This window comes from Streptomyces yamdrokensis, assembly GCF_053890455.1.
The window spans coordinates 6009865-6025101 of record NZ_CM132679.1; the positions used below are offsets into that span (position 1 = coordinate 6009865).

Genomic DNA, 15237 nt, shown 5'->3' on the forward strand with positions numbered 1-15237 from the left:
GCGGCGGGCCACGGGTGGTGGAGCCCTCTGCCCGACGGGCCGGGCGGCCTCGACGCGCACGCCGCCCGGATACGGGACCACCGCCCCTGGAAGCGGTCCGCCGCATCGCCGTGAACCCCTGCCCGCGCCCGGCTCACCGCGCCCGGCTCACCGCGCCCGGTGACGGACGCGTCCGACGGCCGCCGAGTTGATGGCCCGGTGGCCCGGGCCCCACGGATGAGGCGTGTGACTCAGGCGGTTTCCTGGTGATCGAAGGTCTGGAAGGGATCGCCGACCGCGTCGCACAGTGCGCCGAGTCCGGTGGCGAGGGCGTGCTGGGCGTCGGGAGTCATGCGGCTCATGGCCTGACGGAGTGCTTGTTCCCGGCGCTGCCTGATCCCGTGCAGGTGCGCGATGCCCGTGTCGGTGAGTTCCAGCTGCAATTCGCGACGGTCCTGGGGGCGTGGGGTCCGGCGGAGGAACCCGGCGGCCTGGAGGCGGTCGCAGAGGCGGGTGACGGACGGTGCGGCTGCGGAAAGGCGGCGGCCCAGCGTGCTCGGATTGATACCCGGTTCGCGTTCGATGATGAACATCACACGGGTCTGAGCGGCGGAGAGCGGCGCGGTGCCGAGCATGCCGCGGCCACGCTCCCAGGCGATTTCGAGGAGCTCCAGGACCTGGCCGATTTCGGGCGCGGCGGGGGAGTCGTGCTGGTGGAGGGATGTGGGGGCCTCGCGCATGTGACACTCCCGAGTGGGCCGTTCGCGGCCGTGCCGGCTGGTCGATGTGGACAGTCGCACAGACGAAGATATGCGAAGGAAAGAAGGACCGGTACCGGTGGACAGACCCAGCGCGGTCGAGCGCTCTCTGCGCGAGGCCGCGCCCCACGAGATCTTCGACGTGATCCGCTCCCTGATCGGGCGCCGCCATCATGCCCGGTCGGTGGAGCTGCTGATGGCCGACTATGCCATGAACAGGCTGCAGCCCGTCGGGGTGCTGCCGCACACCCGCCCGCCGGTGTCGGTGCACGGGAGTGCCGCGGGCCGTGCGTTCGGTGCCCAGGAACCGCACTGTGTGTACGACGACGCGGCGTCCATGGCGACGGTGCACCTGCCGGTCAGCGTCCGGGGGGACCGGCTGGGGGTCCTGAGCGTCACTTTGCGGACCGGCGAGGACGGACTGGCGGCGGACGTGTCGGAGGAGCTCCAGGAGTACGCCGACGCGCTGGCGCACGAGATGGTGGTCGCGGGACGGGACACCGATCTGTTCCTGCAGGCGCGCCGGGCGGAACGGCTGACGCTGGCCGCCGAGATGCAGTGGCAGCTGCTGCCCGGCGGCTCCTGTACCCGGCCCGAGTACAGCCTCGGTGCCCAGCTGGAACCCGCGTACGCCATCTTCGGCGACAGCTTCGACTGGTCGGCCTCGGCCGACGACCTGTACGTGACCGTCAGCAACGGCATGGGCGAGGGGATCGACGCCGCACTGCTGACCAGCCTGGCGATCAGTGCCCTGCGCAATGCCCGCCGTGCCGGCCTGGACCTGAGCGATCAGGCATATCTGGCCGATCAGGCCGTTTACGGGCAGTACCAGGGAAGCCGCTACCTGTCGACGCTGCTGCTGCGGTTCCACCTCCCGACCGGGGACGTGGAGATCATCGACGCCGGTTCACCGCGTGTGTGGCGGGTGCGCGAGGGGGCGGTCGAGGCGATCGAACTGGAGGCGCAGATGCCCTTGGGCATGTTCGAGGACACCGCCTACGTTCCACAGCACTTCGAGGTCGAGCCCGGGGACCGCCTGCTCTTCATCAGCGACGGCGTCTACGACGCGTTGTCACCGAGCGGTGAGAAGTACAGCCTCCGCGCACTGGCCGCATCCATCACCAGCACGCGTCTGCTGCCCGCCTCGCAGGTGCCCGGAGCGATGCTGCAGGAGCTGTTCGGGCATCGCGGCTCCGGCCCGGCCGCGGACGACTCCCTGGTGGTGTGTCTGGACTGGCACGGCCGCCCCGCCACGGACCGGGACCGGGACCGGGACCGGGACCGCTAGAGCCTGCCCGGCGGGTCGTGCGGGAGAGACGGGGGCCGGCCCCCGGTTTCCCCGCCCCGGCGCGGAGGATGCCGGCGGCTGCCTCCGACCCGGGGCGCCGGACAGGCCCCGCCGGCCCCGGACAACGGTCGTGTGACCTTTCCGCGGGGGGTTTCGGATCTGTCCCGTGAGAGGCGCGCGCGATACCCCCTTCCCGGAAGGTGATGCGCGCGGGGGGTGGGTTGCCATCCAGGACGCGCCTGGGTGATGCTTGCCGTCGGCTAAGTATTTTCCTCCAGTGGGAAGGGTGGTGTGGTTCGCCCCGGCGGGCCCTCTTCATGGCCTCTACCGAGGGAGTCTCCGTTTCGAGATCCCAGCAGAGCCCTGCGTCCGGCCTGTGGACTCTGGCCCCCCACCCCGTGATCGTCGCCGACGAGGTCGGCACCGTCGTGGAGGCGAACCCCGCGGCCACCCTCCTCCTGGAAGGCGTGGTGCCCGGGGCGAGCATGCTCGACGCGGTCCCGGGCTGGCTCGCCCGGGCCCACCTGGAAGCGGTCGTGCGCGGGCGACACCCTGCCCAAAACCGCCAGGAGGCCGGGGACCGGTCCTCGGTGTCGGGGCGGATCGCGGCCCACAGCTTCGAGGCGCACCCCACCTGGAGCCAGGACGGGAACGTGGTGTGGTGGCTGGTCGACGACACCGACCGGCGGCTCGCCGAGGAGACGCTCGCCACCGAGCGTGAACGCGCCAGGTTCCTCGCGGAGGTGTCCAACGTCCTGCTGGCCTCGTTGAACACCGACAGGTGCATGGCCGCCACCGCGCAGATGGCCGCCGAGTTCCTCGCGGACGCGGCGGTCGTCGTCGCCCCGTCGTCCGGCACCAGGCTGCCCGTCGCACACGGCGTCGCGGGCCGGGAAGTCATCCGCACCGTAATCGCGGCTGATCCGTCCCAGCTCCCGGGCCTCAGCGAGGCGCTGCAGGGTTTCCCGCCCGTCCCCTCACGCTGGATCGACCCCGCGGCACTGCCCGACTGGGTTGTCCCGCAAGGCTTCGACGGGACGATCCGGTCGGTCGTCGTGACCCCCCTGCCCGGTCACGGCGTGTCCGCCGGCGCCTTGATCCTGCTGCGCAGCACGGACCACGCGCGGTTCAGCGAGGACGAAGAGATCTTCGCCCGGCTGTTCGCCGCCCGGGCCGGCGCCGCCCTGTCCGCCTCCCGCCTCTACAGCGAGCAGAGCGCCATAACCCGGACCCTGATGCGTGACCTGCTCCCTCCCCGGCTTCAGCGCCTCAAGGGGGTGGAGATCGCCGGCGGTTACCGGCCCGCCGGGGCCAGTGAGCGGGTGGGCGGCGACTTCTACGACGTCCACCCCGGCAGCACCGAGGCCGACGCGTCGCTGGTGGTGCTGGGCGACGTGTGCGGCAAGGGCCTGGACGCGGCCGTCCTGACCGGCAAGATCCGCAACACCCTGCAGGCACTGGTGCCGATGGCGGACGACCACGGGCGGATGCTGCGGCTTCTCAACGGAGCACTCCTGACCTCTCACCACACCCGTTTCGCGACCCTGGTGATGGCCTCGGTGCAGCGTGCGGAGAACCGGGTACGGCTGCGCCTCACCTCGGCCGGTCACCCCGCCCCCCTGGTGGTCCGTACGGACGGCAGCGTCGAGGAGATTCCCACTCGCGGCACCCTGATCGGAGCCCTTCCGACGATCGAGGCCCACTCGGTCGAGACCGTTCTGCAACCGGGCGAGACGTGTCTGCTCTACACCGACGGGTTCACCGAGGCCCGCGGCGGACCGCTCGGCGACGAACTGTTCGGCGAAGAGCGCCTGAAACAGGCCTTGTCGGAGTGCGCCGGCATGCCCGGGGAAGCCGTCGTCGAGCGGATCCAGATGCTCGCCTCGCAGTGGCTGCGTGACGGCAGCCACGACGACATGGCCGTCATCGTCATCAGCGCCCCGCACACGACCCACCTGAGTGCGGTGAACGGCCGCACCCGGGGCAGGTACACCGCATGAACGCGAGCGACACCTCCGGCACCGACGACCTCCAGGCCCTTCGGGACCGGTTGTGGACGACGGTGACCAGCCGCGACGAACACCGTGCCGCAGAGATCGTCTTCGCCGCCCTGGAGGACGGCGTGGGCGCGGAGACGGTTCTGCTGGATCTCATCGCCCCGGTGCAGGCGAAGGTCGGTACCGAGTGGGCGGCCAACCGTCTGAGCGTCGCGCAGGAACATGCCGCCAGCGCCATGACCGAGCGCGTCATCGCCGCCCTCGCCCACCACCCCGCCGCCCGCACCCCGCCTGCTCTGGGCCGCGTCACCGTGGCGTGCGTGGACCAGGAATGGCACGTCCTGCCGGCCCGCCTCCTCGCCGAGGTCCTCACTCTGCGTGGCTGGCAGGTCGACTTCCTGGGCGCCCAGGTGCCCACCCCCCATCTCGTCGGCCACCTCCACAACAACGCCGTGGACGCGGTCGCGCTCTCCTCCTCGATCCCCACCCGGCTGCCCGTCGCCCACGTGGCGATCACCGCCTGCCAAGCCGTCGGGGTCCCCGTCCTCGTCGGCGGAGCGGCCTTCGGGTCCGACGGCCGCTTCGCCCGTCTGCTCGGAGCCGACGCCTGGGCCCCCGACGCACGCGCCGCGGCCCGGCAGCTCGCCGACGAAATTCCCACCTCCGGTCTCGCCGCCGGGCGGCAGCGGATCGACGACCTGCCCCACCTCGCCGACCAGGAGTACACGTTGGTCGCCCGTTCGCAGGGACAGCTGGTCAAGGAAGTCCTCACGCGGCTGGAGGACCGCTTTCCCGCGATGGCCGCCTACACCGCTGCACAGCGTGAGCGCACCGCGGAGGACGTCGCGCACATCGTCGAGTTCCTGACCGTGGCCCTCTACACCGATGACGACGACGTGTTCACCACGTTCATCACCTGGACCGCCGGCATCCTCGCCGCACGCCACGTGCCCGCCCGCTCCCTGCAGCCCGCACTGGACATCCTGGCCACCGAACTCAGGGACTTCCCCCGGTCCACCCGGCTGCTCGACCGGGCGCGCTCCGCCTTGGACGGCGCACCCGTACCGGCCGGAACCCACCCCGGAGCTCCCGCATGACCCCCCTGCCCCACCGCCCCCTCACCCTCACCGTCGAAGCCGGGCAGGGCACCGCACACCTCCGTCTCGCCGGTGACCTGGACCACGACACCAGCGACGGCCTGGTGGAGCAGGCCGAACAGTGCCTCACCACTCACCCCGGCCTGCGGGACCTGCACCTCGACTGCGCAGGACTCCGGTTCTGCGACTCCACGGGCATCTCCGTCCTGCTGATGATCCACCGCAGGACCACCGCGCGAGACGTACGGCTGCACCTGGACGGCCCGCCCCCGTTCCTGGAACGCATCCTGGACACCACCGGGGTCCGGCAGCTCTTCCCATAGGCGCACACACCCCGGCAGACCGGGCAGGCGTCCCCCGGCGGTCCCGCATCACCCCACCCCCCGCCCCCACACCCCGCCGCCCGCCCCCATCACACAGCCGCCCGAACCGGGGAGCCCCGAAGACCCCGGACAGGGATCCGAAAAGGCCGTCCCGCAAGGACATCGGGGGAAGAAGCGGGCAGGGCACGTCCCCGTCCGTACCCGCCGGAGTCCGCGAGGCACGACATCGGTTCCGGGCCGGCTGACGATCTCGAGCGGTGTCCGAACCCGGGCGGGCCGGCGACGACTCCGCCCGCGCCTCCTCGCAGCCCGGTCCGACGCGGCCCGAAGCATCCCGGGCGATCTCCCCGTGACGCGGGTGCCACCCGTCGAAGTCACCCCCGGCACGGATGACTCGCACACCCTTGGCGCGATGGTGCCGCCGGGTGCGGAGCGTGCGTCGCGGCGGCCCGGTGGGTGCCGTGCGGACGTTTCCGGCGGTGAAGAGCCGAAGCCCGCGGTGGAAGTGCCGTACCGCGGTACCGGATGGCGCAGTACAGGTGTCGGCCGCCGGGGCGAGGGGTACCCCTCGCCAGTCGTTGTCCGCCTCTGCCCGAGTGCTGATCGCCCTGCGCACGGCACTGCCCGTCAACGGATCGGAACCCAGTGAGCGAGAAGAAGAATCCGGTGTCCGCCACCGCGAAGAAGGTCGCGGCGAAGGTCCAGGAGGCCGTGCGTCCGGAACACGGGGTCCCCGGCGCCCCCGGTCCTGAGGCCGCACCGGTCGAGGAGCCGACAAAGGCGCGCGAACCGCTCCCGCCCAAGCACGACCAGAGCGGGCCGGACACCTACAGTCCGACCGGCCGGCCCACCGGGGCCCCGCGGAGCCGGGTCGCCCAGGGCGGCGCGTACCTCACCACCGCTCAGGGCGCACGTCTGCACGACACCGACCACTCGCTCAAGGCCGGCCCCCGTGGCCCGGTGCTGCTCCAGGACCACCACCTGCGGGAGAAGATCACCCACTTCGACCACGAACGCATCCCCGAGCGGGTGGTGCACGCCCGCGGAGCCGCCGCGCACGGTGTGTTCCGGGCCTATGGCGCCGCGGCGGGCATCACCAAGGCCGCCTTCCTCGCCGAGGGCGTCGAGACGCCGGTGTTCGTCCGCTTCTCCACGGTGCTGGGCTCCCGCGGCTCGGCCGACACGGTGCGGGACACCCGCGGCTTCGCGACGAAGTTCTACACCGACGAGGGCGTCTTCGACCTGGTGGGAAACAACATCCCGGTGTTCTTCATCCAGGACGCGATCAAGTTCCCCGACGTGATCCACGCCGGCAAGCCGCATCCGGACCGGGAGATCCCGCAGGCGCAGAGCGCCCATGACACGTTCTGGGACTTCGTCACCCTCCACACGGAGGCGACCCACCACACGCTGTGGAACATGTCGGACCGCGGCATCCCGCGTTCCTACCGGATGATGGAGGGCTTCGGCGTCCACACCTTCCGGCTGGTCAACGCAGACGGTGCCACCACGCTGGTGAAGTTCCACTGGAAACCGAAGCTGGGTGTGCACTCGCTGGTGTGGGAGGAGGCACAGATCACCGCGGGCGTGGACCCGGACTTCCACCGCCGTGACCTGGCGGACGCGATCGAGGCGGGCGCCTTCCCCGAGTGGGAGCTGGGTGTGCAGACCTTCCCGGACACCGGGGACCAGATGTTCCACGGCATCGACCTGCTGGACCCGACGAAGATCGTGCCCGAGGAACTCGCCCCGGTCCGCCCGGTCGGCCTGATGACCCTCAACGCCAACCCGTCGAACTTCTTCGCCGAGACCGAACAGGTCGCCTTCCACCTCGGCCACCTGGTTCCCGGCATCGACGTCACCGACGACCCGCTGCTGCAGGGGCGGCTCTTCTCCTACCTCGACACCCAGATCAGCCGACTGGGCGGGCCCAACTTCGGGCAGCTGCCCATCAACCGTACGCACGCGCCCGTCAACGACATGCTCCGTGACGGCATGCACCAGACCGCGGTTCACCGCGGCGTGGCGCCCTACCGGCCCAACTCCCTCGACGGCGGCTGCCCGTTCCTCGCCGGCGCGGACACGGGGGCCTACATCGAGGTGCCCGCCGAGGTCCCCGCCGCCCGCAAGGTGCGTGACGCGCCGGCCTCCTTCGACGACCACTTCAGCCAGGCCCGGCTGTTCTGGGTCAGCATGTCCCCCACGGAACGCGAACACATCGTGGCCGCCTACACCTTCGAGCTCGGCAAGTGCTGGGAGAAGGCCGTCAAGCAACGGGCCCTGCAGGTGCTCGCCAACATCGACGCGGACCTCTGCGCGCAGGTCGCCGCCGGGCTGGGCCTTCCGGCCCCCGAGGCGACCGTCCCGCCCGCGGCGGTCGAGCCGAGTCCCGCGCTGTCCCAGATCGGTGAGCAGTGGCCGGTCGACGGCCGGGTCGTCGGCATCGTCACCGACGGCGCGAGCGACCTGGACGGCGTGCGCGAAGTGCGCCGTGAGGTCCTCGACGCCGGCATGGTCCCCCTGGTCGTCGCACCGGCGGGCGGCGTGCTGGACCCCGAGGGCGACGACCCGGTCACCGTGCAGCGCACGTTCGCCACCGCCCGGTCCGTCGAGTTCGACGCGATCCTGCTGGCCGGGGCACCGGCTCCGGCCGCGGACGCCTACGGGGCCCGCGACGCCAAGGCCGACGACGGCGCCGCGGCGGCCACCGGCGTGGAACCCCGCCTGCTGCTGATGGTCACGGAGGCGTACCGCCACGGCAAGGCTCTCGGGGCCTGGGGCGGAGGAGCCGGCGCTCTGGAGGCGGCCGGCCTGCCCGCGGGCTCGGCGGGCGTGGTGGTCGGCGAGCACGCGTCCACGGTGCTTCAGGACGTGACGGGTCTTCTCGGGGGACACCGTGCGTGGGATCGCTTCAACCCCGCCGTCTGACAGGTGCGCCAGTGGGTGACAGGCGCTGACACGCGCGGCTGAGCCCGTCCTGGAAACACGGTGGAAGGGGTGGCGGGAGCTCTGGAGAGGCTCGCGCCGCCCCGGCCGGGTCCGCGCCGGGATACTCGCGCCCTGCCTGCGGGAATCCCCGCGGCCCTCCCCGGCGAACCGCTCGACCGGGCCGTGGTGGACCACCCGCGGACCGGTGCCGGCGCGGGGATGCCCGTTCCCGATGCCGCCGGCGCCGCCCTCGGCACCATCCGCCTGTCGGTGCGGACGCGGACGCCGACCGGCCGGGCGCCGAGCGGGCGATCGGGGCCCGGCCCACCCGCGCATCACGCCGGGCGACGGTCACCGGCACCCCGGACGCCGGGCCGGTGACCGTGCTCGGACCGTGCTCAGACCGTGCGTGGAGGCAGTGGGCGCACGGCCGGGCCCTGGAGCACTTCGCCGTCGACGCCGAACCGCGAACCGTGGCAGGGGCACTCCCAGGAGGTCTCCGCCTCGTTGAAGGCGACCAGGCAGCCGAGGTGTGTGCAGCGCGCCGACACGGCGTGGGTGGCTCCGCCCTCGTCGCGGTAGACGGCGCAGCGGCGCCCTGCGACCCGGACGATCGCACCCGAACCGGGGGTGATCTCGGCGACGGAGTCGACGTGGGTGGTTTTCAGACGGTCACCCACGAAGTGCCGGGCGACCTCCGCCTGCTGTTTCAGCAGGGTCGCGCCCTCCCGGACGGTGCTCCACAGACGGCGCGGGTCGTACAGCCCCGCCCACTCGGGCTGCGCGCCGGTGAGCGTGGACGCCAGCAGCTGTCCGGCCATGGCGCCCCCGCTCATGCCCCAGCCGCCGAATCCGGTCGCCACGTACACATGGCGTGCGCCCGGATGGAAGGGGCCGACCAGGGGCACGCCGTCGCTCACGTCGTTGTCCTGGGCGGCCCACCGGTAAGCCGTGTCGCCGACCGCGAAGTGCTCGTGCATCCAGGCGTCCAGCCGCAGGAAGCGCTCGTGGCCGTCCCCCGTGCCGGGCGTGAAACTCTCGCCCGTGACGATGAGCAGCCGCCGGCCGTCGTCGAGCGGAGCGGTACGCACGGACCGCTTGCCCATGTCGTCCGTGATGTACATGTGCTTCGGCGCCTCGGAGGCGGACAGGGGTGCGGCGACGACCAGTTCGCGGTGCGGTGACAGGCGCGCGAAGTGCAGCGCCCGGTCGAAGACCGGGTAGTGCGTGGCGACGACGACGTCCTCGGCCGTGACGGTCGTGCCCCGCTCCGTCGTCAGCCTGCACGGGCCGCCCTCGGAAAGGCCGGTCACCCGGGTCCGCTCGTGGATGACACCGCCTCGTGCGGTGATGTCGTCCGCGAGGGCCAGAAGGTACTTGCGCGGGTGGAACTGCGCCTGGTCCGCCACCCGCACGGCTGCGGCCACGGGGAAGGGCAGGTCCGTGTCCGTCACGAGGCGGGCGTCCAGCCCCGCTTCCGCGGCGGCCTCGGCCTCGGCCTCGAACGAGGAACGTTCCCGCGGGTCGGTGGTGAAGGTCAGCGCCGACGCCCGCTCGAGGTCGCAGTCGACACCCAGTTCCGCCGCCACCGAGGCGACCCGTTCCACCGCTGCCTGCTGGGAGCGGGCGTACTGGCGTGCGCCCTCCCGCCCGCGCGTGCGGCGCAGCCGCTCGTACACGAGCGAGTGAGCCGCGGTGAGCTTCGCCGTCGTATGGCCGGTCACCCCGGCGGCAACGCGGTCCGCCTCCAGCACGACCACGTTCCGTCCGGCCCGGGTCAGTTCCCAGGCGGTACTCAGGCCTGCCATTCCCGCCCCGATCACGGCGACATCCGCGGTCGCGTCGGTGTCCAGTGCCGGCCACCGGGCGCCGGGCGCCGTGTCCATCCAGTACGACTCGGCCATGCCGGGTAGCTCAGATCGCGTCGTCATGGACCAACGTGTTCCCGCAGCGGCCGAAAGGAGGCGTGGCGAGCCGATCCTTCCCCTGAGCGGCCCCGAACCGAGCACCGGTCCGGTGTCACCCTCCACGCCCGCGGCCCGCGTCGTTCACCCGGCCGGCCGGGAGGGAACGTCGTCCGGCTCGGCAGCGACGCGCTGGGCGCACGGCGTGCACGCGGGCCGCGCCGGGCGCCACCGCGCGATGTTCGGAGGGCTCTGGACGCCCGATCCGAACGAAGGTTCCGTGACCGAGGAGGACATGGTCGGGCCCGGCCGGGCGAGCCTGCGGCGGTTCGCCGAAGCCCTCGAGGACTGCGTCGCCGCCGGCCGCGCGACCAGCACCGACGTCTTTGCCGACGCGGTCGCCCTGTGGCTCGGCCTGCACGGACTGGCCCACCAGCGAGCGGTCGCCCCCTCCTTCCCGTGGCCGCCGGACATCGCCGAACGGGTCGTCACCACGCTCGCGCACTTCACGGACGGGCAGGGCGACGGTCCCCGGGCACGGCGGGGTGAAGGGTCCCGGCAAAAGCCGTCAAACGTGGCGTGTGCGGAATAAGGCCCACACGGTCGTGCGCTTCCATCCGTGAAGGACGGCGTCGCGCCGCACACCGAACCACACCGCGTCGGACGGACAGGCCCCAGGACTCCTCGCCGCGACGACGCGCCCCCGCGGCGGCCACGGCCCGGCCGTGGTCACCGCACGCGGAAAGGAACAGCACGTGGATCAGCCGGCGGCAGGACCCGCCCCGGAAGAGCCGGAGCAGCAGGCGCTTTTCGGGTGGTCGGACACCACGCCGGCGCAGGCCCCGCGCCAGGCGTTCCGGGACAGCCCGCAGGCACGTCGGCTGCTCGACGTACGGGAGGTCTACGCCGAGCCGGCGGCCCTCGACTCCCCGCGCGGCCAGCAGATCATGGCCCGGCTGCCGGGAGTGCGGGTGACCGAGGTCGCCGGCCACTGGCGAATCCCCTCCCTCCACGGCAACGACGGCAACATCACCCGGTGGGTCCGCACCAAGACCGAGACGCTCGTCCTCGGGGTCAAGCACACACTTGCGACGCGGCCCAACGGCAGGTCGGCCGACTGGATCGCCCCGGGGCCCTCCAACGGCTGCGCGATGGCCTGCGCCTACTGCTACGTCCCCCGCCGCAAGGGCTACGCCAACCCCATCACCCTGTTCACCAACATCGAGGCGATCGTGGAGCACGTCCGGCGCCACGTACGGGCCCAGGGCCCCAAGACGGAACCCAACCAGTGCGACCCCCAGGCGTGGGTCTACGACATCGGCGAGAACGGGGACTGCTCCGTCGACGCCCTGATCTGCGACAACACGGCAGATCTCATCGCCGCGTTCCGCGGCCTGCCGACGGCGAAGGCCTCCTTCGCGACGAAGTTCGTCAATCCCGACCTGCTCGCGCTCGACCCCCGGGGGCGTACCCGGGTGCGCTTCTCCCTCATGCCGGCCGAGGACTCCCGGCTGCTGGACCTCCGTACCAGCCCGATCGCCGAGCGGATCGCCGCAGCCGCCGACTTCCTCGACGCCGGCTACGAGGTCCACTTCAACCTCTCGCCCGTCGTCCTGCGCGCGGGCTGGCAGCGGGACTGGGCCGACCTGCTCACCCACCTCGACGACGTCCTCCCCGCCCGTGTGAAGGAGCAGGCCGCGGCCGAGATCATCCTGCTCACCCACAACCGGTCGCTGCACGAGGTCAACCTGGGCTGGCACCCCCGCGCCGAGGAGGTGCTGTGGCAGCCGGCCGCCCAGGAGACCAAGCGCTCGCAGAACGGCGACCTCAACGTCCGCTACGCCCGGGAGACCAAGCAGCACGCACTGACCCGGATCCAGCACCTGCTGGCCACGCACGCACCGTGGCTGCGCGTCAGGTACGCCTTCTGAGCGTGCGGCCGTTCAGCGGTCCGGACGGGTGGGCTCGGCCCTGCCGCCGGTGGGACCTGCCCGCAGCCCCCCGTCGGTGACCGCGACCTCCGTCAGCCGGAGGCCGAGTGCGGCGGTGGCGTCGCCCCGGGGCCCCCGCCCGCCCGACGTGGCGAGGGCGTCGACGGCCGACCGCACACGGTCGAGCAGGGCCTGCGGGGCGGGCCGTAGCGCGGGCCCGTCGGGAAGGCCGGCCCCAAATGGCCCCTGCCCATGCAATCGGCGAGCCGGTGCCTTTGGACTTCCTTCGCGGGTACGTGCAGGCGGACGAGGAGCGGAGCGAGCGACAGTGCGGCGGCGGCGACTCGAAGACCGAATCGTCGATGCGATGGCGTTCCTCTCCCGCACCACCGGAACCTGCTTCAACGGCCCCGCGCACGAAGTCCGCTGCCGCCGTGCTCACCGAACCGGTGTGCTTCGTCCGCCGCGGACGGCGGCATCGGGACGGCGACATCGTGGAATCGGGCGGTCAGCCGCCGCGGCGGCCGGTCCACGGGACGGTCGGCTGCAGTACGGCCTCGGTGAGGGCCCGGGTCCGCAGGGCGGTGATCTTCTGGTACTCGGGGTCGGCGACCATACGGCTGAACGCCTCCCTGCTGGGGTAGCGGACGAGCAGCACGGCGTCCCACGCCTGTCCCTGCTCGGCGACCAGGGGTGTGCGACCGTCGCCGGCGTAGAGCAGTTCGCCCCCGTACCGCTTCAGGAACTCGGCTGCCCGGCGTGAGTACTCCTCGTACGGTGCGCGGCCGTCAGGGGCGAACCGGAGCAGGTTGAGCATCACGACGGGCTCGCCCGGGGCCTGTGCGAGGAGTTCCGCGAGCGCGGGTCCGGAGGGATCGACGGCCATGGAGGTCTCCTCGTCGTCGTGGAGGGGCAGGGGCGGCCGGTGCGTGCCGGACGGACAGCAGAAGGCTAAGGGGTCATGACCCGGTATGCATACCACCTGGTCGGTATGAGTTCCCGGGCTCCGTGTGGACCTCGCCGGTGACACGGGCGCAGGGCGGCGTGTCAGGGGTTTCGGGGTTCGGGGCCGCCCCCGCCGCGGCTGCCCTCCCTGCCCCGTCGGTCCAGGACGCCGCGTGCGTGGCCGAGCAGGGCGGCCCGGGTCCGGCCGCGCAGCGCGGCGCGGGCCGCGTTGGCGCCGGGGGCCCCGTGGACGCCGCCGCCGGGGTGAGCGGCCGCCGAGGCGAGGTAGAGCCCTTTCACCGGCGTCTCCGGCCGGCCGGTTCCGGGGGTGGGGCGGAACACCAGCTGCTGGTGCATCGCGGTGGTGCCGTTGTTGATCGCACCGCCGTGCAGGTTCGCGTCGAGGGCCTGGAGCGCGGGCGGCGGGAGAAGGCGGCGGGACCTGATGCGGGAGCGGAATCCCGGCGCCCAGCGCTCGACCTCGCTCTCCACGCGGTCGGCCATGGCCTCCTGTTCCCGCCGGTCCCACGCACCGGTCAGGCCGTCCTCGCCCGCGTCGCCCCTGATCCGGTGCGGCACATGGGTGTACGCCCACGCCGATTCGGTGCCGGCCGGGGAGCGTGTGCCGTCGGCCGTGGTCATCTGCCCGAAGAGGAGGAAGGGACGGTCGGGTACGCGGCCGGTCGCGATCTGCGCGGCGAAGCGGGTGAGGCCGTCGACGCCGTCGGCCAGATGGACCGTGCCCGCCGTCGAGGCCTCCGGCGCGGTCCAGGGCACGGGCCCGCCGAGTGCCCAGTCGACCTTGAAGGTGGCGAAGTCCCACTGGAACCGGACGAGGTCACTCAGCAGCCGGCCGGGCAGGTGCCGGGCGTCGACCAGTCCGCCGTACAGCGCGGGCGCGGAGACGTCGGCGAGCACGGCACGGGACGCCGGTACGGACTCGCCCCCCGCCGTGCGGACGCCGACGGCACGGCCGCCCCGCACCACGACCTCGCTCACCCGCTCGCCGCAGCGGACCACGCCGCCGCGCCCCTCCAGCCGCCGGACCAGGGACGCCGTGAGCGCACTGGACCCGCCGACCGGGACGGGGAAACCGTAGGTCTGGCCGAGCATGGACATCAGCCAGCCGAAGCCGCCGCTGACCGCCGATTCGGGTGCCAGGTCCGCGTGCAGCGCGTTGCCCGCGATCAGCAGCCTGCCCGCCTCACCGCGGAACTCCTCCTCCCCCAGCCGCCGAGCGGGCAGCAGCAGGGTCCTGGCCAGGCGCAGGCCACCGGAGGCCCGGAGCCTCACGGCGAGACGCGCCGCGGACCGGACCGGCGGGAAGGGGGTGAAGAGCGCGCCGAGAAGGTCGGGGCCCATGCGGTTCCAGGTCTCGCACAGGGCCAGCCAGGCCGCCCCGTCGCCCGCGGCGAACGCGTCCAGACCCGCGGCCGTCTCCTCGCTCCGGCGTTCCAGGACCGCGCACCGGCCGTCCGGCAGGGGATGCGCCAGGACACGGGCGGCGTTGCTCCAGCTCAGCCCCTCCTCCTGGAGCCGCAGGTCCGCCAGAACCGGGGAGGCGGCGGCGAGAGGATAGAAGGCGCTGAACACGTCACTGACGTAATCGGGGTGTACGCCGCGGTCGCTGCGGACGGCGCCGCCGGGCTCCGGCTGCTCCTCCAGGACCTCCACGTTCCATCCGGCGTCGGTGAGGAGATTCGCCGCGACGAGACCGTTGGGCCCGGCTCCGATGACCACCGCGTCCGGCATCGCTGCCTCCTGTTCGTCGCGGCGGCGCACCGGTGTGGGACGTACCGCGGGGTTGTGGCCGGGGCCGGCCGTCGGCGAGTACCGCCCAAACGCCCGCGGCGGGCGTCCGGGCGGCCGGTGCCGTACGGCCACGGACCCTTCGGCCCGACGTCCGGCCGTGCGCGCCGGCCCGCCGAGGTCCGCCTTTGGCCCTTCGCTCGGGCAGGCGTCCGGGGGATCCGCCGCCTGCCGTCGGACCGGGTACCCGGGTGGGAGGCTGTGGCACGGCGGGGAAGGCATCGGATGCGCGCGCGCAGGACCGGAACCCGTCGGCCTGCCTTCGGCGCCCCCTGGGA

At 72.8% G+C, this 15237-nt stretch carries 12 protein-coding genes; 7 read left to right on the top strand and 5 right to left on the bottom strand.

Translation table 11 applies throughout. The features are described 5' to 3' along the window. Positions 1–230 precede the first annotated feature (230 nt). A complete protein-coding gene (locus ACWZEH_RS26730; protein ID WP_456193631.1) occupies positions 231–719 on the bottom strand; it encodes a MarR family transcriptional regulator in 489 nt (162 codons plus the stop codon). Positions 720–816: 97 nt separating this feature from the next. On the opposite strand from ACWZEH_RS26730, the gene ACWZEH_RS26735 reads away from it, so the two are divergent. From ACWZEH_RS26735 to ACWZEH_RS26755, 5 genes are all read left to right on the top strand, one after another. Beyond that, positions 817–2025 (top strand): PP2C family protein-serine/threonine phosphatase, encoded by a 1209-nt coding sequence (locus ACWZEH_RS26735; RefSeq protein ID WP_456193632.1) that lies wholly within the window; start codon positions 817–819, stop codon positions 2023–2025. Positions 2026–2342: 317 nt separating this feature from the next. After that, complete coding sequence (locus ACWZEH_RS26740; RefSeq protein ID WP_456193633.1) at positions 2343–4025, top strand: SpoIIE family protein phosphatase; 1683 nt, start codon at positions 2343–2345, stop codon at positions 4023–4025. Then, complete coding sequence (locus tag ACWZEH_RS26745; protein ID WP_456193634.1) at positions 4022–5119, top strand: cobalamin B12-binding domain-containing protein; 1098 nt, start codon at positions 4022–4024, stop codon at positions 5117–5119. Before ACWZEH_RS26740 ends, ACWZEH_RS26745 begins: the two co-directional genes overlap by 4 nt. Further along, the gene (locus ACWZEH_RS26750; RefSeq protein ID WP_456193635.1) at positions 5116–5442 is read left to right on the top strand and encodes an STAS domain-containing protein; all 327 of its coding nucleotides are present in this window, start codon (positions 5116–5118) and stop codon (positions 5440–5442) included. Before ACWZEH_RS26745 ends, ACWZEH_RS26750 begins: the two co-directional genes overlap by 4 nt. Positions 5443–6087: 645 nt before the next feature. Beyond that, positions 6088–8370, top strand: coding sequence for a catalase (locus ACWZEH_RS26755; protein ID WP_456193636.1), 2283 nt, complete (start codon positions 6088–6090; stop codon positions 8368–8370). A gap of 398 nt (positions 8371–8768) precedes the next feature. Here the strand turns inward: ACWZEH_RS26755 and ACWZEH_RS26760 are convergent, their stop codons facing one another. Then, the gene (locus tag ACWZEH_RS26760) at positions 8769–10301 is read right to left on the bottom strand and encodes an FAD-dependent oxidoreductase (RefSeq protein ID WP_456193637.1); all 1533 of its coding nucleotides are present in this window, start codon (positions 10299–10301) and stop codon (positions 8769–8771) included. Between ACWZEH_RS26760 and ACWZEH_RS26765 the strand changes: the two genes are divergently transcribed. Together ACWZEH_RS26765 and ACWZEH_RS26770 are read left to right on the top strand one after the other, a co-directional pair. After that, on the top strand, positions 10300–10866 hold the full coding sequence (locus ACWZEH_RS26765) for a TetR-like C-terminal domain-containing protein (RefSeq protein ID WP_456193638.1): 567 nt from the start codon (positions 10300–10302) through the stop codon (positions 10864–10866). The genes ACWZEH_RS26760 and ACWZEH_RS26765 overlap by 2 nt on opposite strands. 163 nt (positions 10867–11029) lie before the next feature. Then, positions 11030–12205, top strand: coding sequence for a spore photoproduct lyase family protein (locus tag ACWZEH_RS26770; protein WP_456193639.1), 1176 nt, complete (start codon positions 11030–11032; stop codon positions 12203–12205). Positions 12206–12217: 12 nt separating this feature from the next. Here ACWZEH_RS26770 and ACWZEH_RS26775 read toward each other — a convergent pair whose 3' ends face one another. The 3 genes from ACWZEH_RS26775 to ACWZEH_RS26785 all read right to left on the bottom strand — a co-directional run bounded on the left by ACWZEH_RS26775 (position 12218) and on the right by ACWZEH_RS26785 (position 14902). Beyond that, a complete protein-coding gene (locus tag ACWZEH_RS26775) occupies positions 12218–12382 on the bottom strand; it encodes a hypothetical protein (protein WP_456193640.1) in 165 nt (54 codons plus the stop codon). Positions 12383–12713: 331 nt separating this feature from the next. Beyond that, positions 12714–13091: a DUF1330 domain-containing protein gene (locus ACWZEH_RS26780; protein ID WP_456193641.1), complete on the bottom strand. Its 378-nt coding sequence runs from the start codon at positions 13089–13091 to the stop codon at positions 12714–12716. A gap of 161 nt (positions 13092–13252) precedes the next feature. After that, complete coding sequence (locus tag ACWZEH_RS26785) at positions 13253–14902, bottom strand: phytoene desaturase family protein (RefSeq protein WP_456193642.1); 1650 nt, start codon at positions 14900–14902, stop codon at positions 13253–13255. Positions 14903–15237: the final 335 nt, after the last annotated feature.

Bases quoted from the DNA above. Each gene is read 5' to 3' on its own strand.
- ACWZEH_RS26745 (WP_456193634.1), top strand. From the start codon at position 4,022: ATGAACGCGAGCGACACCTCCGGCACCGACGACCTCCAGGCCCTTCGG.
- ACWZEH_RS26760 (WP_456193637.1), bottom strand. From the start codon at position 10,301: ATGACGACGCGATCTGAGCTACCCGGCATGGCCGAGTCGTACTGGATG.
- ACWZEH_RS26750 (WP_456193635.1), top strand. From the start codon at position 5,116: ATGACCCCCCTGCCCCACCGCCCCCTCACCCTCACCGTCGAAGCCGGG.
- ACWZEH_RS26740 (WP_456193633.1), top strand. From the start codon at position 2,343: ATGGCCTCTACCGAGGGAGTCTCCGTTTCGAGATCCCAGCAGAGCCCT.
- ACWZEH_RS26765 (WP_456193638.1), top strand. From the start codon at position 10,300: ATGGACCAACGTGTTCCCGCAGCGGCCGAAAGGAGGCGTGGCGAGCCG.
- ACWZEH_RS26780 (WP_456193641.1), bottom strand. From the start codon at position 13,091: ATGGCCGTCGATCCCTCCGGACCCGCGCTCGCGGAACTCCTCGCACAG.
- ACWZEH_RS26730 (WP_456193631.1), bottom strand. From the start codon at position 719: ATGCGCGAGGCCCCCACATCCCTCCACCAGCACGACTCCCCCGCCGCG.
- ACWZEH_RS26785 (WP_456193642.1), bottom strand. From the start codon at position 14,902: ATGCCGGACGCGGTGGTCATCGGAGCCGGGCCCAACGGTCTCGTCGCG.